At 44.7% G+C, this 18,423-nt stretch carries 19 protein-coding genes; 8 read left to right on the top strand and 11 right to left on the bottom strand.

Annotated elements, in window-relative coordinates:
* Nucleotides 1-69 precede the first annotated feature (69 nt).
* The gene (locus R3D00_03810; protein MEZ4772284.1) at nt 70-1,752 is read right to left on the bottom strand and encodes an alpha/beta fold hydrolase; all 1,683 of its coding nucleotides are present in this window, start codon (nt 1,750-1,752) and stop codon (nt 70-72) included.
* Nucleotides 1,753-1,922: 170 nt separating this feature from the next.
* Here R3D00_03810 and R3D00_03805 point away from each other — a divergent pair, with 170 nt between their 5' ends.
* From R3D00_03805 to R3D00_03790, 4 genes are all read left to right on the top strand, one after another.
* Complete coding sequence (locus R3D00_03805; protein MEZ4772283.1) at nt 1,923-2,387, top strand: YHS domain-containing (seleno)protein; 465 nt, start codon at nt 1,923-1,925, stop codon at nt 2,385-2,387.
* Nucleotides 2,388-2,585: 198 nt separating this feature from the next.
* Nucleotides 2,586-3,104 (top strand): hypothetical protein, encoded by a 519-nt coding sequence (locus R3D00_03800; protein ID MEZ4772282.1) that lies wholly within the window; start codon nt 2,586-2,588, stop codon nt 3,102-3,104.
* Between the two features lie 72 nt (nt 3,105-3,176).
* A complete protein-coding gene (locus R3D00_03795; protein ID MEZ4772281.1) occupies nt 3,177-3,641 on the top strand; it encodes a helix-turn-helix transcriptional regulator in 465 nt (154 codons plus the stop codon).
* Nucleotides 3,642-3,650: 9 nt separating this feature from the next.
* Nucleotides 3,651-4,151 (top strand): hypothetical protein, encoded by a 501-nt coding sequence (locus R3D00_03790; GenBank protein ID MEZ4772280.1) that lies wholly within the window; start codon nt 3,651-3,653, stop codon nt 4,149-4,151.
* Between the two features lie 64 nt (nt 4,152-4,215).
* Here the strand turns inward: R3D00_03790 and R3D00_03785 are convergent, their stop codons facing one another.
* From R3D00_03785 to R3D00_03775, 3 genes are read right to left on the bottom strand one after another with little or no spacing between them, the layout of a single operon-like run.
* A complete protein-coding gene (locus R3D00_03785; GenBank protein MEZ4772279.1) occupies nt 4,216-4,500 on the bottom strand; it encodes a type II toxin-antitoxin system RelE/ParE family toxin in 285 nt (94 codons plus the stop codon).
* Nucleotides 4,497-4,694 (bottom strand): hypothetical protein, encoded by a 198-nt coding sequence (locus tag R3D00_03780; GenBank protein ID MEZ4772278.1) that lies wholly within the window; start codon nt 4,692-4,694, stop codon nt 4,497-4,499. The genes R3D00_03785 and R3D00_03780 overlap by 4 nt, the downstream gene beginning before the upstream one ends.
* A 55-nt stretch (nt 4,695-4,749) precedes the next feature.
* Nucleotides 4,750-6,804, bottom strand: coding sequence for a thiamine pyrophosphate-dependent enzyme (locus R3D00_03775; GenBank protein MEZ4772277.1), 2,055 nt, complete (start codon nt 6,802-6,804; stop codon nt 4,750-4,752).
* Between the two features lie 202 nt (nt 6,805-7,006).
* Here R3D00_03775 and R3D00_03770 point away from each other — a divergent pair, with 202 nt between their 5' ends.
* Nucleotides 7,007-7,957 carry a hypothetical protein gene (locus R3D00_03770; GenBank protein MEZ4772276.1) on the top strand — a complete coding sequence of 317 codons (951 nt, stop codon included), beginning with the start codon at nt 7,007-7,009 and terminating at the stop codon, nt 7,955-7,957.
* On the opposite strand, the gene R3D00_03765 is transcribed toward R3D00_03770, so the two are convergent.
* The 4 genes from R3D00_03765 to typA are packed head-to-tail and all read right to left on the bottom strand — an operon-like array spanning nt 7,954 to nt 13,098.
* On the bottom strand, nt 7,954-9,252 hold the full coding sequence (locus R3D00_03765; GenBank protein ID MEZ4772275.1) for a hypothetical protein: 1,299 nt from the start codon (nt 9,250-9,252) through the stop codon (nt 7,954-7,956). The two genes, R3D00_03770 and R3D00_03765, sit on opposite strands and share 4 nt — an antisense overlap.
* 21 nt (nt 9,253-9,273) lie before the next feature.
* Entirely contained in the window at nt 9,274-10,662 is a 1,389-nt protein-coding gene (locus R3D00_03760; GenBank protein ID MEZ4772274.1) for a cyclic nucleotide-binding domain-containing protein, read from the bottom strand.
* A gap of 45 nt (nt 10,663-10,707) precedes the next feature.
* The gene (locus tag R3D00_03755; GenBank protein ID MEZ4772273.1) at nt 10,708-11,286 is read right to left on the bottom strand and encodes a biotin transporter BioY; all 579 of its coding nucleotides are present in this window, start codon (nt 11,284-11,286) and stop codon (nt 10,708-10,710) included.
* Nucleotides 11,287-11,301: 15 nt separating this feature from the next.
* Nucleotides 11,302-13,098, bottom strand: coding sequence for a translational GTPase TypA (typA, locus tag R3D00_03750; protein MEZ4772272.1), 1,797 nt, complete (start codon nt 13,096-13,098; stop codon nt 11,302-11,304).
* A 290-nt stretch (nt 13,099-13,388) separates the two neighbouring features.
* Here typA and R3D00_03745 point away from each other — a divergent pair, with 290 nt between their 5' ends.
* Nucleotides 13,389-13,643 (top strand): hypothetical protein, encoded by a 255-nt coding sequence (locus R3D00_03745; GenBank protein ID MEZ4772271.1) that lies wholly within the window; start codon nt 13,389-13,391, stop codon nt 13,641-13,643.
* 52 nt (nt 13,644-13,695) lie between these two features.
* Here R3D00_03745 and R3D00_03740 read toward each other — a convergent pair whose 3' ends face one another.
* The 3 genes from R3D00_03740 to R3D00_03730 form a co-directional block, all read right to left on the bottom strand.
* Nucleotides 13,696-14,385, bottom strand: a complete 690-nt coding sequence (locus R3D00_03740; protein ID MEZ4772270.1) for a hypothetical protein — start codon at nt 14,383-14,385, stop codon at nt 13,696-13,698.
* 10 nt (nt 14,386-14,395) lie between these two features.
* Entirely contained in the window at nt 14,396-14,911 is a 516-nt protein-coding gene (locus R3D00_03735) for a hypothetical protein (GenBank protein MEZ4772269.1), read from the bottom strand.
* 197 nt (nt 14,912-15,108) lie between these two features.
* Entirely contained in the window at nt 15,109-15,771 is a 663-nt protein-coding gene (locus R3D00_03730; GenBank protein MEZ4772268.1) for a nitroreductase family protein, read from the bottom strand.
* A gap of 71 nt (nt 15,772-15,842) precedes the next feature.
* Here R3D00_03730 and R3D00_03725 point away from each other — a divergent pair, with 71 nt between their 5' ends.
* Both R3D00_03725 and R3D00_03720 read left to right on the top strand, forming a co-directional pair.
* Nucleotides 15,843-16,469 carry a hypothetical protein gene (locus R3D00_03725; protein MEZ4772267.1) on the top strand — a complete coding sequence of 209 codons (627 nt, stop codon included), beginning with the start codon at nt 15,843-15,845 and terminating at the stop codon, nt 16,467-16,469.
* Between the two features lie 12 nt (nt 16,470-16,481).
* Complete coding sequence (locus R3D00_03720) at nt 16,482-18,419, top strand: M1 family metallopeptidase (protein ID MEZ4772266.1); 1,938 nt, start codon at nt 16,482-16,484, stop codon at nt 18,417-18,419.
* Nucleotides 18,420-18,423: the final 4 nt, after the last annotated feature.

Raw genomic sequence — 18,423 nt, 5'->3', positions numbered from 1 at the left:
TACGAAACGGCCAGGCGAAAATTGAATAAAAACGCATGCAAAAACAGCATCCACCGCTTATACCTGGCTTTATTCCAATCCTTTTTGGGCCACCCACCGCATCAGTTCTTCGTCAAATTTTCCATACTCCTCCAGTTGGGGTGTATGCCCGCTTTTGTCAAATAGCACCAGCGTAAAGTCCGGAATACCCGGATAACTGGTCTTCCAAAGGGTATGAGGAATTACGTAATCGTATTTTCCTATTCCCACAAATACGGGAACATTGATATTTACTGGCCGGTCAAACATATTGTATGCTTGAAATACCTTTGTAAACAGATGCTGTGTCACCGCTTCATGTACAGTCATACCGTCCCAAAGCCATCGGGCATCATAGCGGGGATTGTACCAATACTGGGGAGACATGGTGTTATACTCTCTTGAAGCCTGTGCCTGTCCGGTCAGGCGATCCAATTCTTTTACTTTTCCCCAGTTTTCTTCCTGTAGTTTTTTTCGTTCAGCAGATGCTGTTTCCCATAGCTTTTCTGCTTTCTGTGTAAATGTAGGATTACCCCATTCACAAGGGGAAGCAATGACGATCAGTCCGGAGGTTTTGTTCCCAAACTTTTTTACATATTCAGTCGCAATGGTACCGTGAATACTATGCCCCAAAATTAATGGCTTTTCCAATCCAAGTTTTCCCCTGATTTCCTCCACATCATCTACAATTGATTCGATATTGACGGAATCGAGATTTTCGGGTTGATAATCTCTGGCAAACCACTTCATATCGACAAAATACATTTTCAGGTGTTTGCGTACCTCCATCGAAAATGTTTTGGGATAATAAACTGAAGAACCGATAACAAGGCAGGGTATCCCCTCTCCTTCCACCACATATTCCAGTTTGCTTCCATCGACGGTAATAACATTGCTCCCCCCTTTCACATTTTCCCGACCAGATACCCAATACGCCTCTGCAAATCGCTGCCCCAGCATTCGCTGGCCCTCTGAGTTGAAATGCACACTATCACCTTTGTGGACAAAATCAGCCGTGGACACGACAATTACATTTGAATCTATCTGGGAATAAATATGCATTTGTTCGTTTACCTTCTGCCAGTTTTTATTGTTTTTGGAGTATGATCCGAGTTCTCCCATAAGGATGGGCAGACGGTCATTTCCGACAATCTCCCGGAACGTAGTAAATAGCGTATGTATTTTCTCCGGGTAAACGGGCAAACTTTTTTCATTGGCATCGCTTTCGCCCTGGTGCCATAAAATTCCCTTTATATCTCCATAGTTTTTGGCCAGTGCTGTCTTTTCCCTGAAATTGGACAAAAGCGGAACACCTCTGTGCGTCGAGTCGCCCAGCCACTGACTGACAGAACTGCCGCCAACTGCTGTGGGTATCAGTAAAATCATTATGCTGTCAGGCACATGTTTCAGTAAGGTTTTACCAAAAGACAATCCACAATCCAGCCCTGTCATGGCAGGTTCATAAAAATGAAGGGGTTCTTTTGCAATGATTATTTCCCCTTGTTTATTGATGGTTAATATCCGTTCTGAAGGAATGGTATCCGCTGGTTCTACCAACCCCCGGCCTGCCATATTGGATTGGCCGGCAAGGATAAAAACCCAGGTATTTTCTTTTGCGGGTAAGTGCGCCGGGGTCAATTCCAGCCGGGGAAAATTTTGCGTCCGGACATCTTTCTCCTGTGATTGGCAGGAGATGAGTGTAAGGATCAGGAGGAGGAAGGATACATTTCTCATTTGAAATAGCTGCTATACTCAGGCTTTCAATTTAGGAAACGATTGTGGAATTTTCCCTTTTCACAAAAAATTTCCGATCCCAAATCTCTGCAATGTCTTTCTGATGACACACTGAATTGTATGGGGAGAGTTGTTTTGTATGGTAATTATTTCAATACAGATTTATTAATATGGAAAATTTATCAAAAACATCTTTCCTGACAGCTTTTTTTATTTTGGCAATCCTGTCATACGGCTGTTCCCAGAAATCCGATAGTGAAGTTTTTTCTACCAAAGAAGGAGCCATTAAGGGATATGACCCGGTAGCTTATTTCACAGAAGCGAAACCGGTCAAGGGTTCTGAGACATATTCTTTTGAATGGAATGGCGCTATCTGGCGGTTTAGTTCCGCAGAAAACCTGGCTACTTTTCAAGCAAACCCTGAAAAATACGCCCCCCAGTATGGCGGGTATTGTGCCTATGGCGTTGCAGACGGACATAAGGCACCCATTTCTCCCGATGCCTTCACCATATTGGATGGCAAACTTTATCTCAATTATAACCAACAGGTTCAGGACCGGTGGAATAAAGATCAGAAGGAGTATATCAATACCGCCAACGAAAAGTGGGAAACCGTAAAAAAGGAGAAGTTCTGAGGGGTTTACCAATTCAGCCGGAAAGTTTGTCGAGAAGCAGTTTTAAGGGAAATATTGTTAACTGTCTTAACAGAAAAGTTTGTTTGATAAAAAAAATACACTACATTTATACTTAACTTTAAAGATAAGTTACCGTATAAGATAATAATTAACCTTCTCGTACAAAGTTCAAAGTCCACTATTCATAAAAAAGAATCTGTGCCAAAGTTATTTTTGATTGAGGAATTTAAGCTTTACGGGAAAGTAGGTTTTTATACTATCAGAGATGAGCAAAAACAGGATTCAGAAACAGATAATTTTATTCAGCGATTTTTTGATAAAAATCACCCAAACCACCAGGTAGGCTTCTATGATGACCTTACGATTATCCTTGAATGGATTGAGCAGATTGGCAAAAGAGGTTTTGGCATTTGTAGTTTACGCCATGAGAATGAAGCAAAAGCCCTTCCCCCCAATCATGTATCTGCAAAAGATTTATTATACTTGGGCAAAAGAAAGGGAAAACTTAGACTCTATTGTATTCCCCTACCTCCTGGGGTAATGTTACTTTGTGGTGGTGGAATTAAAACTTCTCCAAAAGTTCAGGACTCTCCGGATGTTTTACCCCATTTTCGATTGGCAAATCAAATCGCTTCTAAAATTACTGAGGATTTGACTACTCAGGAACTAATAGTAGAGGATGTCAAACTGAAAGGAAATATGGAAATATGGTTATGATTCAACCACAGTAGTTTAAGGCTTGCTTATAGAGCTATTTTATAAAATGAAATCGTAGAAAAAAGAGAACAAATGGCTAGCAAATATTTTGAAAAGGCACTTGCCGGCATAAAACCCGAAAATCGGCTTTTTGTACAAAAAAACTTGGATTTCACAGAACAGGTTATGGCAATTCTCGAAAAGAAAAAGATGACTCAGCGAGACCTCGCTCAATTGCTGGAAAAATCTGAGCCGGAAATCAGCCGGATGCTCTCCGGATTCCAAAATATTACACTAAAAACACTAACCCTGCTGGAATCTGTTTTAGGCGAAGATATTTTCATAACTCCGATTCGAATGAAAGAAAAAGGTGGCCTGGAAGATGCTATACGCCAGGCAAAAATTATTTCCTTCACAAGCACAGTATTTGAACGTATAGAAACTGACGATTTTATATTGGAAACTCCTGGCATGGCGGCATATTCACGAGAGGTTGCATCTCATAAACCGATCCCAACAAAAGTTACTTTTGATCGAATAACTCGAGCAGTTTCTTAAAACTCAATCATGTCTAAGTCTAAGAAAACAATATTCCACAGTAGTAAGGTACACCTCATAGATGCACGTATTCTGTCTTTCAGTATTGGAGGCGAAGATGAATTTTATATAACTCCAGAAGAACGGGTTGGCGTTGGTTTTAGGGTTAAATCAGAAGAGTTTTTTGATGCTGGTCAAAAACTTGCCAGGATCATATTGAATGTTCAGGCTGATATTCAGTTTGAAGATGACGATGGCAACGAATTGAAATCTGTAACTGCTATTGGGAAATTCAGGCTGGGGTTTTCGTTTCTTGTTGATAACTTTGAAGAATTAGTTCTGACGTCAGAAAAAGAAGAAACCTCACCTTCTATTGATGGGACTTTGATCACCCACCTATTAGCAATAGCCTACTCGACCTCAAGAGGGATGATTCTTGTGAAAACAATGGGAACATATCTGGAAGGAGCAATCCTCCCCATTATTGATCCTTCAGAACTTCTGAATAAGCATATACAACCTCAGGCATAAACAAAAAAAGGAGAAGTTCTGAGGGGTTTACCAGTTCAGCCGGAAAGTTTGTCGAGAAGCAGTTTTAAGGGAAATATTTGTAAACATCTTTTCGGTGAGGGAATCGGATAAAATATACAGTTTCCTCATCGGAGTCAGTGTCACTGACGATATCTATTCCAATCCGATAGTCACCCAACTTAATTCTGTAATAGGTTTTATATCCTTGAAGTTTTTTAAGATTATGAATTTCCTTTTTACTATCAGCCGACAAAACCTGCTCAATGATCCCTGCAAGTCTTTTGTGTAAGGCATTGTCTTTCAATTTTGAAATATCCTTCTCTAAGGTTTTATCAATCAGAACCTTCATTTACGAAGTTTTTTCAAAAACTCTCCCGTATCTGCAAACTCACCTGTTTTGCCTTGATCGATGGCAAAACCTAACCCCATATCCTCCCACTCTTCGGTACTCAGAACTCTGGTTTTAATACCTATTTTCCGGGCAAGTTTGATCAGCAGCTTAATATCTGCTTCGGATTCTCCTGAAAATATAACGTTTACCATTATGTATTTTCTTTATCCCAATATACGAAGTTTCAAAGAGGCTTGTTAATTTTTTTTACCAACCCAACAACGTCTCCAACTTCGCTTTTACTTTTTCCGCATTGGGCAGCATAGTCTCTTCCAGCAGTGCGTTAAGGGGTATGGCGGGGGTGTCTTCTGCTCCGCAAAGATGTACAGGGGCATCCAGCCACCGAAAACACTCCAGGGAAATCCTGCCTGCCAGTGCTTCTGCAAAGGAATTTTTTAGCGTTTCTTCTGTAAGTATCAGCACTTTGTTGTGCCGCTTTACGCCGGAGACAATCGCGTCCCAGTCAAGTGGCTCCAGTGTGCGGAGGTCCAGTATTTCGACCTGGCCGGGAAATGCTTTGGAAGCATTTTTTGCCCAGTGCACGCCCATTCCGTAGGTGATAACCAGACAGCTTTCCCCTGTGGCAACCTTCTCTTCAGCCGCCGCCTGATAAATCCGGGCTTTGCCCAGGGGTATGATATAGTCATCTGATGGCTCTACGGTACGCGCTTCTTTACTTCCCGGCACTTTCCCCCAGTAAAGGCCTTTGTGCTCAAATACAATCACCGGATTGGGGTCATAAAAAGCGGCCCGCATCAGGCCTTTCATATCGGCTGCATTGGAAGGATACACGATCTTTACTCCGTGTATATTCAGAATCGCTGACTCAATACTCGAAGAATGAAATGGTCCTCCACTGCCATATGCACCCGTAGGTATGCGAATGACGGTTTGTACCGGCCACTTCCCGTTTGACAGATAGTAAGAGCGGCTTACTTCGGCATACAGCTGATTTACACCCGGCCATATATAGTCGGCAAACTGAATCTCCACAATGGGTTTACACCCTACCGCAGACATACCGACTGTGCTTCCGATAATATACCCCTCCTGAATGGGCGTATTAAACACGCGTTTGTCGCCGTATTTTTTGGCCAGCAATGCGGCTTCGCGAAATACTCCCCCCAGATCTCCGCCCACATCCTGTCCATACAAAAGGGCTTCGGGGTGATCTCTGAGGATGTTATCTACAGCATGAAGTGCGGCATCTACCATGACCACTTCCTTACCGTTTATGGGCGTCCTTTCTCCCGTCTCCTGGGTTACCGGGGTAGGTGCATATATATTATTAAATAAATCTTCCGGTGCGGGATCTGGCGCGTCCATGGCTTTTTCAAATTCCTCCCGGACAAATCCCAGCGCCTCCAGAGAACATTTATCCAATTCTGACTCACTGATTCCCAGATTGAGTAGCTGTTGGTGAAAACGGGGAATCGGGTCGCCGGTTTTATGCTCACTCAGATCAGTGCGATACCACTCCATTCTGACACCGGAGGTATGGTGATTGAGCAGCGGAACGCGGGCCCGAACCAGAAAAGGTCTTCTTTCTTTTCGGATAGTTTGCAATACCTTCTCCAATGTCTGGTAACACTTCACAAAATCTGTCCCGTCGATATCCAAGGCTTCAATTCCCTTAAACCCTCGGGCAAACTCAACCGCGTTCTGTGCATACATTTCTTCGGCCCGGGCAGAAATTCCCCAGCCATTGTCCTGCACAAGATATAAAATCGGATACTGATGAATGGCCGCCATTTGCAAAGCCTCTGAAACTTCGCCCTCAGTCATTGCACCATCCCCAATGCTGCATACAGCAACGGGTGGCAAATTTGCTGCGTCAAAGGAAACCAGTCCCTGAGATTCCAGATATTTCATTCCCTGGGCTACGCCCGTAGCCGGAATTGCCTGCATACCGGTCGCAGAGGACTGATGCGGAATCTTGGCCTTGCCGTCGAGGCGAAGGCTCGGATGGCAATAATAGGTTCTGCCGCCGGAAAAAGGATCTGTAATTTTGGCCAAAAGCTGAAGCATTAGCTCATGTGGCAACAAACCGATGCCCAGCAACAGGGCATCGTCGCGATAATAAGGCGATACAAAATCCTGCGGCAACAATTGTAACCCTAAAGCCAGTTGAATCGCTTCGTGTCCACGGGAAGTCGCGTGAACATATTTCCCTGTCATTTCCCGGTGCTCCTCAAATAGTTCGGTCATTGCTTCTGCTGTACGCATAAGCGAATAGGCCTGAAGCAAAAGCTCCTTTTTCATGGGAAGCCGGGCAGATTTATTTTTAGTTACCAAAGAATCGCTAATAGTCGTTTTCATAACATTCGGGCACAATCAACCATCCGAAAGATAATAAATCCCGTTGGTACTAACTAATGGTTGTTAGGTTTTCAAGATAACACGATAAACGCCAATCTGTTTGCAAGATTTTGTAATTTGCCTTGAGAAATTCATAATTCCCCCAATGATATCACAAGAAGAAATAGAAAATCTGAGCGAACAGGCATGGGATCTGATTCATGAGGAGCGCATAGAAGACGCTATCAAAATTGGAGAGTTGCTCAAGGCCGAAGGTATTGAATCTGGTTACCGGATTATCGCGATGGCCTATGCATTAGAAGAAAAAACTGATGAAGCGATCAACGAGTTGAACGCCGGAATCGCGATGATACCGGATGCCTGGCAGCTATATCTTCAACTGGGTAATTTTTTATCAGACAAAGGCGAATTTAATTCGGCACTTCGCGCATTTGATCACGCGTCAAAACTTCCCGGAGCGGAAAGACATTGGCTCAATATGAATAAGGCGGTAGTTTTTACCCGGCAAATGGAATTTGACAAGGCCTTGACGTTGCTTCAAAAAATCGAACATCCGGAAGCCGTAAACCAGGCGATCGAACTTCAGCTGAGGATCCTTGACCAGTTGGGGCGACACGATTTGATTTTACAAATGGAGGATGAACTCGAACATCTTCAGACACCGGAAGATGAGGAATCGGCAGAAATACTTTCGCAGATTTGTACTCATATTGCCCGTGCTTATTATATCGAAGATCAAAAGGAACCCGCGCTTCATTATATCCACCAGGCGATTGAATATCATCGCACAAATGAGGAAACGGCAGCTCTTTTCCGGGAGGTAAATGGCAGGTTTTCTGAAAATTCGAAGATCTATTCTGTAGTGATCAGTGGTATTCTCAATGATTCGGAGTCTGAAGATGAAATTCCTTTTATCACAACCTATGGTGTTGTGGCAGACAGCGAGGAAGATGCCCTCGATCTGATCCGCGAATTTGAAATTGAAGCGGTAATCAAAGACTCGCTGGAAGTTGAGGAAATTGCGTCTACAGAAAATGAAGAGGGTGATCCGAAAGGCATCTATATGGTCGGCGGGTTTGCCTTTCTCGAAGATTAATTCTTTTGCGGAGTCGCAGAGAGTAACTGAAACCGCTGGCTAAAGATTGTATTCCACAATATTACGGTAAGAATACCTCCTGCAATGATTACATAAAGCTCATTGCGCAGAAGGTATAGAGAAGGTATGTTCGTAATGAGTTGGAATACAAGCGGAATAAATGGAGTCATTACAACTGCCAAAGTCAGGGCGATAATCTGCCAGTAGTTTACCCGCCGGCTGCTTGCCTGAGCATATGACTGATACACAAAAAGTGCCCAAAATCCCAGAAATAGTATTATCCCGATATCATTTGCCGAAACGCCGGGAATGTCGACATATCGTGCAGAAACCACCACCAAACCGCCCGTGATGGCAAGGAAAATCCCGGCAATCACGCTAATGGAAAATTTGGCCCAGCCAATTTTTATAAAAATCTGCATAAGCACCCACAGACCGATGAGCAGCATAATGATGATGGTCAACGTACCCTTCCGCATAAAGCGATGATCAAGTGCAAAATGTTTTTCTTTTGCCTGAACAATCTCACTCATCGTCCATCGAAAATTGTCATAGCTGCCGTTTATCGCCTCAGTGAGGTTTTCGGGATTTACGACTTCTCTGTCAAGAATATCTTCCGGCTCATATACAAGAATGGACTGCCAGCCATTATACTTTTCCACCAGTTGCAAATAGCCGGCAATCATTTCCAGCTTTTCTTCTCTGCTGCGTTTTTGCCAGTCAAAATAGAGATCTGCTCCGGTAACATACCCGCTGAGATGTTCGGGGCCATTCAGCCATTGAGGCATATCTTCATTCTCCGGCATTTTCTCTGAACGACTGTAGTTGGGTTGCCCAATGTTCATGGAGACCAGATTGATTTTATTGATTTCGCTGACAAGTTCCCGGTCGCTCACCCGCGAGGCATTAAAAGCAGAAACCGAAAATCCGTACACATAGGGCAACGATAACAACAGAATTATCCCCAGCATCAGCACGGCCTGTACGCCGAGTTGTTCGCGTTTGGCGTTAATTCCAAATTCACGCTCACTGTTGTGTTTGGTTAAATGATACATCCATACAGAGAAAATCATTCCTCCAGGAATAAACATCAGCCAAAAATGATCATTGGGATTGGATAAGTACCGAATATTCACCTGAAGATAGGCCATCGCTACAGATAGCAATGAAAAAATAAATACCACCCAGGCCAGAAAATGAATGCGGGTAGCCCAGATTTCAGGATGGTTGAGCAGAAGGTATTTGTCAAAGTTTTTCAGAAAAGCAGGAGAAAACCGGGTGAGTTTTCGGATCATGGCGAAAAGATTATTCAGATCTTATATCAGCGTAAGCTTGTGATTCACTTCGAGTGCCATGGCTTCCTGGCGCAGTTCGCGTTTGAGTCGTTTGATAAAATCCACGACTTCATCCAGATAGCGGTTCATATCAGCCTGGGTGAGGTAGGAATGGACAATATAAACAACTTCATCAATCAGGCCCATTTGCTCGCTTTTCCACACACCACTCACCACTTTACACGTTGCTCCCCCAAAGCGCTCTGCCATAAACTCTTTTGCCTGATCCATGTAGATTGTTGTATCGGCAGCCACATCAGCATCGACTGTAGTAGGAATAAATATACCAATACTATTGGTTCTTTCCAACCGCTCAAGGCATCCTTCTATGAGACGCACGATGGGTTCCGGCAATTCTGATGAGTCTCTTTTTTCCAGTTGAAATATTGGAAAATCCTTCATAAAAGGGATATCAAAATCAGCAATGCCTTTGGCATCAAGTTTACTGTAAGCAGCTTTGCTGCGATTGATCATTACCAGCAGACTGGTTTCTTCTTTTCTGATGCGATTTTTGATTTGTTTCTGCATCGCCTCGATCTGAAGAAGCCCATCGCGTGTGGGAGAACCCATGACGATTACCTGATTGGCATGTTCCAGCATTTGGGTTACGCCCTCATCGAGTTGATTTTGTACCTGAATCACGACATTTTCATAGCGACTCAGCACGCTGTCCATCATGAGGGTAACGCGGGTATTTTCGGGGAGGTAACTTTCTTCTGAGGGAATGAGAATATCATATCCATCGGCATGGTGATAGACCGAAGTGCCGTGAGCGAGCTGAAGACCGCTGAGAGCCCGCCAGGGATTGGGGTACTCCATATATGCCGTAGGGCCATTCAGGGTTTCGACCATTCCTTCAGCCAGGAGGGTACCAATAGTAGTACTTCCGCTATGCTCTTCACCATGGAATAAAAGAATCAGCTTGGTTTTGCGGTTTTCATTGCTCATCCGGCGGCTGACATCCACGAGGTAGCGCCCGAGCATACGGGCAAGTTCAATGGCCACACGGGAATGTTGTTCCAAAATCTGCAGAAAATCTTCACGTTGAATCGCGAGGACATCCACTTCACTCAGGGCAGAAACTGTTGCAGACCGGGGTTCATTTTCCAGAATCCCTACTTCTCCAAATGTATTTCCCGGCATAAGATAAGCGAGGAGCCGCTCTTTATTTCCGGACATATTTTTTACTGCTACGATTCCGTTGATCACCAGAAAAAGGGCCGTGCTGGGTTGACCTTGCCAGACAATGACGTCATTGGCAAAATACTGACGTACTTTTGCCCGTGTGGCTACCTGCTGAAGTTCGGGCTCAGAAAGATCTGAAAACAGCTGGGATTGACGGAGCGAGTCAATTACTTTATCTTTATCCATAAATGGTACCTCTCAACGCATAAAGATAAACGGAAAAGGGGGATATTACGAATCCTCACTTCCGTTTGTGATGATCATCAGCATAAAGGCATTGGCTGCAATGACAAACGCCGCACCGACGATGGTTTTTATATACATCCCCGGCAATAAAGGCAATAACACTGGTTTAATACCATCAAATCCCTGACTAAAACCGTACCAGCCAAAGCCGATAACGAGAATAATTACATGCCCGGTCAGCATTGTCAGAATGATATTCCACCATCTTTGCCCCCATACCCCTGTGGCCATCATACCAACCACCCAGGCAGCCAGCGGAAAAGCCAGCAGGAACCCTCCTCCGGGGCCCAGCAGCCGTTCTATGCCGTGGCCGCCCCCTGCAAAAACGGGAAGACCGGCAAAGCCCAAAATCAGGTACAGAACAACGGAAAACAGGCCTTTTTTGGCCCCCAGCAACATCGCTGAGACAAGAATTACCAGAGACTGAAGTGTAACCGGCACAGCAGTCCCTGGCAAAATTTCTATTGGTGCTACCAGACAAATCAGCAGCGTAGTCAGGACCACTTTGATGGGTGCATCCCAAAACCGATCCTGAGTAATAGACGGTAACTGGTCAATCAGCATAGCGGGGCGGTTTGATCACCCTTTTTTCTTCTTCCGGTCGTGTTCTTTCAGGAAAATTTTCCGGAGTCGGAGCGATTTGGGTGTTACTTCCACATATTCATCTTCCTGGATGTACTCCAGTGATTCTTCAAGGGAAAATTTAATAGGCGGGGCAAGTTTTGCTTTGTCATCAGAACCTGATGCCCGGAAGTTGGTCAGTTTTTTGGACTTGGTCACATTCACGATCAGATCATCACCACGGTTATTTTCACCGATTACCTGACCTTCATACACCTCTTCCATGGGTTCGATAAAAAAGAAACCCCTGTCCTGTAATTTGTCCAGGGCATACGCATAGGCGGAGCCGGTTTCGTGGGCGATCAATGCACCATGTGCTCTTTTCTCAAAATCACCTTTATAGGGCTCAAATGCCACAAAGCGGTGTGCCATGATCGCTTCACCTGCGGTAGCGGTAAGCATTTCATTTCTCAATCCGATCAGGCCGCGGGCAGGAATTTTAAACACAAGATTCGTTCTGCCGCCGCGTTGTTCCATCTGCTGCAATTCGCCGCGACGCTGCGTGACAATATTGATAGCGCGACCTGCGGTATCTTCCGGAAGGTCTATCGTGAGTTCCTCCACAGGTTCGTGTTTGACTCCGTCAATCACTTTGATAATTACCTGAGGCTGACCGACCTGTATTTCATACCCTTCACGACGCATCGTTTCAATCAAAATCGAAAGGTGAAGCACACCGCGACCATACACGGTGAAAGCGTCAGCAGAACCAGTCTGCTCGACGCGAAGCGCCAGGTTTTTCTCCAACTCACGATCCAGTCTTTCTTTCAGGTGGCGGGAAGTAACAAATTTACCCTCACGACCGAAGAAAGGAGAATCATTGATGGTAAATACCATGCTCATGGTTGGTTCATCGATAGAAATAGGTGGCAACCCTTCCGGAGTTTCAGGATCTGTAATTGTATCACCAATTTCAAAATCCTCCAATCCTACTACTGCACAGATTTCACCGGCAGATACATTTTCAGCAGGCTGTTTTCCCAGACCCTCAAACACAAACAGTTCTTTCAGCCTTGTTTTCAACAGCGACTGATCTCTTCTGACCAGCCCGGCAGCCATACCCGATTTCAATGTTCCGCGGATCACACGTCCTATGGCAATACGCCCTACATAAGGCGAGTAATCCAAAGAGGTAATCTGCATTTGAGGGATACCCATTTTGATCTCTGGAGCAGGAATATGCTCCAGAATCTGGTCCATCAGATAGGAAATATCCTCTGTCTGGGTTTTCCAGTCAGGGCCCATCCAGTTATTTTTGGCAGAACCATATACAGTTGGAAAATCAAGCTGATCTTCATTGGCTTCCAGTTCAAACATAAGGTCAAATACTGCTTCATGCACTTCATCAGGGCGGCAGTTGGGTTTATCGACCTTATTGATTACCACAATGGGCTTTAATCCGAGAGAGAGTGCTTTTTGCAGCACAAAACGGGTCTGCGGCATAGGGCCTTCAAATGCATCCACAAGCAGCAATACCCCATCAGCCATGTTAAGTACACGCTCTACCTCTCCCCCAAAATCACTGTGGCCAGGGGTATCGATAATGTTGATTTTTGCGTCCTTATACCTTACACTGGCATTTTTGGAAAGAATGGTAATCCCGCGCTCCCGCTCCAGGTCATTACTATCCATGATCAGTTCACCGGGGGTCTCATGTGATCCAAACAATTTACCCTGCATAAGCATTTTGTCCACAAGGGTAGTTTTGCCGTGGTCAACGTGAGCAATAATGGCTATATTTCTAAGTTGTATCATCCAGATTCAGTAAATTTGGGCGCAAAGATAGACTAATAACGGCTCATTTCCGAATGTTGAGGAAAACCTGTGTCTGAAAGATTTTTTTTGAGGAAAAAAGGGTGTATATTAGGAATACCTGAGGAAAATAATATACAATATCCCCCACACAGGGTATATTTTCCATCCGCTCAACTCCCTATATTTGTCAGGATTCAGACAGATTTCCTGACGGTAAATAAGCTTTTCAACCAGAGAATTAGTCCAAAATTAATTCTGCAAGGTGTTCTGGGTTGTAATGTTTATGTACTATGGGAAATCTTATCGACCATCATTTTCATTTAGAATCAGCCATCCTGTCGCTTTCTGGAGAGGTTGATGCCCTAAAAAGCTTTACGATTTTTAATCATTTGGATAAGGTTGTGCTTTCCAAAGAGCTGGACGGGAAAAATGTGGATTTCTCAGGATTACCTGAAGGTCTCTACAAAACTGACTTTTTTGACGGATCAGGAAACATCCTGCTTTCTGTAAAGATATTTAAAGAATCGACCCAAAATTTTTTTTGACAGGGATTCCTCCCTTTTACTCATCAGGTAAACCCGGCAGTTGCCGGGTTTTTTATGCCCGCACAGAAGCTGCCTGCGGCAACGCTATTTTTTCCATAATAGACCTGATGCGATAAATATTTTCTTCATCAAAGCTATCAGGCAGGGCGTATGCAAGCCCTTCATTCAGGTTTGAAAGGGATAAAAACCGCACAAACTGCTGCTGGATATAGGACCTTACCTCGTAAAAAGCATGATGGATATCATCCAGTATTTCCTGGCGATTGTCTAGCAAATACACCACGTCCTGAAAATCTTCGCTCATGCGAAGGTCTGTACCCCCCCGGTTGAGAAATGCATCCAGTTTTGAAGCCAGATAGTATGCCGGCATAAATATACGCACAGGTTTGCCACCGGGAAGCCGATACGTGCGGGAATGAAATACCCCTTCCTCATACCATCGGTTGGTGAAGCCCAACTTTTCGGTATTCATGGGCATCAGCCTCACTTTGATTCCTTCATACACCCATTGCTCTGCGCCGGGACGGGAGAGTTTCATTCTTTTAAAGCCCTTTCCTTCTATTACCTTCTGAAACTCCAGAAACTCCAGCATACTGGAGACACCGACGATCCCATCGATATCACCAGAGGGGTGGCATTCCGGCGCAGACCGGTCTGTCACGTAAAGGCTCAGGGTTGCACCTCCAATAAAAACTACTTTGTGTAAAGACTCGCCAAAACCGGAAGCCAGGGTTTCCAGCATTTGAAGATTTTTAGCCGACATAGGCACCTTCTCTGATCATTTTCTCTAAAGATTCCACTGCCAGGTTGTGTTCCCGGGCTTTTCCGACCCGTATGGCATCCAACAACGCAAGCATTTCATATAAAACCGGATCCTTCCGTATCGCCTTGATCACACTGGGATAAAGAGGCACAATTCCCTGCCCCCGCATATTCCCCACCGAACTTGGCCACACAAAAGACTCTGATTCTGATATCAACAGGTCCGAAAGAGGTTTGGCTGAATGTGCTGTAGGGATCCCCCGGACCAGTGCTCCCGGCTGCGCCGGGAATACATATTTCACGCCGTGAATTAAAAATTCCATAAATGATTCACGGTACACTTTCTTTTTTGATACATCCACCAGCCGGGCAAGCTTTGACCTGTTTAATGCTTCGGCTACCTCCGACTGACTCATATGTAAAGCCTCTGCTATATCAGAATAACGCCACGGGGTTTCGCCCATAGCAACTATTTTCAGCAAGATCACCACGTCCTGTGGACGCATTCCATTGTGTTTGCGCATACTACCTGTTTGTAATTCGCAATGTGCGAATAAATATAAAAAAACATTCCTCCTTTTCTATATCAAAAATCATCCCGATTATTCCATTCATACCCCTACGTGTAATATTTATTGCATGAATGGATTGATAGTTTGCGCATTCCGTCTGTTTAATGGTCAGACCTGCCAAAAATCGTGGATCAGAAAAAACAGGCAATTTCTGAAAGTGGTTTTCTTTCGAGTAAAGGCACCGTCGCATCTGATGACGGATACCCTACCGGAATCAACAAAAAAGGGCGCTCATTTTCCGGGCGACCTAAAATTTCAATGAGGAAATTCATCGGACTGGGAGTATGGGTAAGGGCTACCAGTCCCGCCTGATGGATCGCCGCTAAGAGAAACCCCGTAGCGAGTCCCACCGATTCCTGCACGTAATAATTGTTGCGCTTTTCTCCATTTTCAATTTCATACGCACGGCGAAATACAACAATTAACCACGGCGCGATTTCCAGAAATGGTTTTTCCCAGTTTGTGCCAAATGCCTGAAGATCTGCCAACCAGTCCTCTGGCATCCGGCCGTGGTAATTGCGATACTCTTCTTCTTCGGCGGCAATTCTGATCTTTTGTTTGATCCCGGGATTGCTTACCGCACAAAAGGTCCACGGTTGTTTGTGCGCACCGGAAGGTGCCGTAGATGCAGCTAGTATCAGGTTTTCTATTACTTCCCGGGGAACAGCCTTGTCTGAAAATGCCCGCAGGGTGCGGCGCTGATCCATCCATTCATAATGCTCCCTGCTGCGTCTGATCAGCTCTTCACCGTCATAAACAGGACGGGAAAAAGGAATAAAGGTGTTTTCTGCCATAATTTAATCGTTCGATAATAAGTCTTAAATTTGCCCAAACTTTTCGTCTTCATCTTTTAATCAATCTTCCTGTGCGACCAAAACTTAAGATCAGCAATTTAATAAATCTTCAGGATGCGCGCTCAAGCGCAGCTGTAGGTTTTGATCTGATTAGCTTCAGTCTTGAACGCGGCAACGACAAAAAATTATCTGCCAGCCTGATCTGGAATATCGTCAACTGGCTCTCCGGCCCTGGCATTGTGCTCGAAATGAATGTCGCCAGCCTGGAAGAACTTTCTGAAGTAGAAAAAATGTTTTCATGGAAATATATTACAATCCCTGCTTCTGAATGGAATGATCTCATCTTCTCTTACACTGATGCAGTTATCCTCCGTACAGACCACACCGCTACCCCGGAAGAGATCCAAAGGCTGGTACAACTGGCAGAATCCATGGAAAAAGAATTGAAGTTTGAAATCCAGCTCCCTGCCATTTCCGCAGCAAAGACTTATAGCGCGGTAGCCAAACATATTTTTTTCCACTTTCCGGATATTGACGAAGCAGAGGCGTATATTCAGTCTGGCGATTTTCAGCCCTATGGATTTTCCTTTGGAGAAGAAGCGGAGGAGGAGCCAGGATTGCTGAACTATCAGCGAATAGATGATTTTCTGGAAATATTTGCCGACCATTTCCCTGAATCTGGTCATATCACCGTTTAATCACTCTCTGGTATGAAAGTATTACCCTTTGGAGCCCTTGTTTTACAACTTTTCTGGGGGTCGGTCCATCTGGCTTTCTGTCAATCTACCGAACTTTTCGTTCCTCGCTCCATGCAAATGGCTTACGAAGATGGAACAAGAACCAGAGATGGAAATCCGGGAAAAAATTACTGGATCAATCGGGCAGCCTACCACATCCGCGCAAATTTTGACCCTGATTTGGGGAAACTCAGCGGCACAGAGAAAGTCACGTATTACAACCAAAGTCCCGATGCGCTCAATCAAATGGTGGTACGCCTGTATCCAGACCTTTTGAAAAAAGGGGGAATCCGCAATGTCCAATTTTCTCCAGATATCATCAATGATGGCGTGGTCATTCGCCGCCTGACTATCAATCAGCAGGAAATAAATATTTCAGACGCGCCGGGTGAGAGTAGATATTACTGGCGAACAAACCGACTCTCCCGCAACGGAACCAACCTCATTATCCCTCTCGACAAACTCCTAAGGCCGGGCGAAAGTCTGGAGATGGAAATAGACTGGGAGGTAACATTTCCCCGCGGATTCAGCGAGCGAATGGGAGCATTTGGCCCGCGGACCTGGTTTGTCGCTTACTGGTACCCCCAGATTGCCGTTTATGACGATATCGATGGATGGGACAGACTCAATTATACCCCAAGTCAGGAGATGTACAATGATTTTCACGACTATGAAGTAGAAATCACTATACCCGGACAGACTTTGGTATGGGCGACCGGCGAACTCCAAAATATGGATGCAGTGCTGTTACCCCGATTTGTGGAAAAGCTCCAATCAGCTACGACCTCCGATGATGTCATTCATATCGTAACGGAGGAAGATCTTTTGGATGGAAAACTCACAAATGACGATTCCCTCCTCACCTGGAAGTACAAAGCAACCCATGTGCCTGATTTTGCTTTTGGAGTGAGCGATAGCCTGCAGTGGGATGCGACCAGTGTCGAAGCAGAAAAAGGCCGCAGGGTGAATATTCATGCCGTTTATGATCCAAAGTCACCTTATTATGAAGAATGTGCATCGATTGCCAGGATGTCTATTTCAGATATGCAGGAAAACATTCCCGGCCTACCCTACCCTTATCCTCAGTTGACTGTTTTTCAGGCAGACCAGGGAGGTGGCGGAATGGAATTTCCCATGCTTTGCAACGATGGCAGAGTACATGACCGCGCGGATCTCATAGACCTCACTTACCATGAAATTGCACATACATGGTTTCCCTTTTATACAGGTATCAATGAGCGAAAATACTCCTGGATGGACGAAGGCTGGGCAAATATTTTCCCCAATGACCTTGTATATAAAGAAGAATCGCAAAATGGCGACCCCATGTACTACAATGTCATGAGTTATGTCAGGGCTGCCGGTACCGAAGATGATCTTCCCCTGATTATGCCCAGCAAATGGTTGTCAGGGTGGCCGTATTTGGAAAACACCTATTACAAACCATCCTGCGCTTATCATACCCTTCGCGATATGCTGGGTGATCAGGTGTATAAAAAATGTCTGAAAACCTATATTGAACGCTGGGCAGGAAAACACCCGCTCCCCTGGGATTTTTTTAATACTTTTAATGATGTCAGCGGGAAAAACCTGAACTGGTTCTGGAAAGCGTGGTTTTTTGACTATGGTGTCCCCGATCTGGGATTAAAAGAGGTTGCAGTAAAAGGGAAACAGGCACATATAACTATTGAAAAGGTTGGCACCATGCCGATTCCTGTTTACCTGAAAATTGTATTTGAAGACGGAACCGGCCAGCAATTATATACCTCCGCAGCGGTATGGGCAAATGGACAAACAGAGACTGTATTAAAACTCAAGACGGAACAACCGGTCAGGGAAGTCATTCTGGGACATGAAGCGTTTCCCGATGTCAATGAAGAAAATCAACATTGGATTAACCCAAACCTCTGATTGT

Source organism: Bacteroidia bacterium (assembly GCA_041391665.1).
Lineage (GTDB): Bacteria > Bacteroidota > Bacteroidia > J057 > J057 > JAGQVA01.
Note: the sequence above shows the minus strand (reverse complement) of the source record. Positions and strands in the feature narration are given on the sequence as shown.

Excerpts from the sequence above, each read along its gene's own strand:
- R3D00_03810 (MEZ4772284.1), bottom strand. The coding sequence starts at position 1,752 with ATGAGAAATGTATCCTTCCTCCTCCTGATCCTTACACTCATCTCCTGC.
- R3D00_03805 (MEZ4772283.1), top strand. The coding sequence starts at position 1,923 with ATGGAAAATTTATCAAAAACATCTTTCCTGACAGCTTTTTTTATTTTG.
- R3D00_03795 (MEZ4772281.1), top strand. The coding sequence starts at position 3,177 with ATGGCTAGCAAATATTTTGAAAAGGCACTTGCCGGCATAAAACCCGAA.
- R3D00_03790 (MEZ4772280.1), top strand. The coding sequence starts at position 3,651 with ATGTCTAAGTCTAAGAAAACAATATTCCACAGTAGTAAGGTACACCTC.
- R3D00_03785 (MEZ4772279.1), bottom strand. The coding sequence starts at position 4,500 with ATGAAGGTTCTGATTGATAAAACCTTAGAGAAGGATATTTCAAAATTG.
- R3D00_03780 (MEZ4772278.1), bottom strand. The coding sequence starts at position 4,694 with ATGGTAAACGTTATATTTTCAGGAGAATCCGAAGCAGATATTAAGCTG.
- R3D00_03775 (MEZ4772277.1), bottom strand. The coding sequence starts at position 6,804 with ATGAAAAAGGAGCTTTTGCTTCAGGCCTATTCGCTTATGCGTACAGCA.
- R3D00_03770 (MEZ4772276.1), top strand. The coding sequence starts at position 7,007 with ATGATATCACAAGAAGAAATAGAAAATCTGAGCGAACAGGCATGGGAT.
- R3D00_03765 (MEZ4772275.1), bottom strand. The coding sequence starts at position 9,252 with ATGATCCGAAAACTCACCCGGTTTTCTCCTGCTTTTCTGAAAAACTTT.
- R3D00_03760 (MEZ4772274.1), bottom strand. The coding sequence starts at position 10,662 with ATGGATAAAGATAAAGTAATTGACTCGCTCCGTCAATCCCAGCTGTTT.
- R3D00_03755 (MEZ4772273.1), bottom strand. The coding sequence starts at position 11,286 with ATGCTGATTGACCAGTTACCGTCTATTACTCAGGATCGGTTTTGGGAT.
- typA (MEZ4772272.1), bottom strand. The coding sequence starts at position 13,098 with ATGATACAACTTAGAAATATAGCCATTATTGCTCACGTTGACCACGGC.
- R3D00_03745 (MEZ4772271.1), top strand. The coding sequence starts at position 13,389 with ATGGGAAATCTTATCGACCATCATTTTCATTTAGAATCAGCCATCCTG.
- R3D00_03740 (MEZ4772270.1), bottom strand. The coding sequence starts at position 14,385 with ATGCTGGAAACCCTGGCTTCCGGTTTTGGCGAGTCTTTACACAAAGTA.
- R3D00_03735 (MEZ4772269.1), bottom strand. The coding sequence starts at position 14,911 with ATGCGTCCACAGGACGTGGTGATCTTGCTGAAAATAGTTGCTATGGGC.
- R3D00_03730 (MEZ4772268.1), bottom strand. The coding sequence starts at position 15,771 with ATGGCAGAAAACACCTTTATTCCTTTTTCCCGTCCTGTTTATGACGGT.
- R3D00_03720 (MEZ4772266.1), top strand. The coding sequence starts at position 16,482 with ATGAAAGTATTACCCTTTGGAGCCCTTGTTTTACAACTTTTCTGGGGG.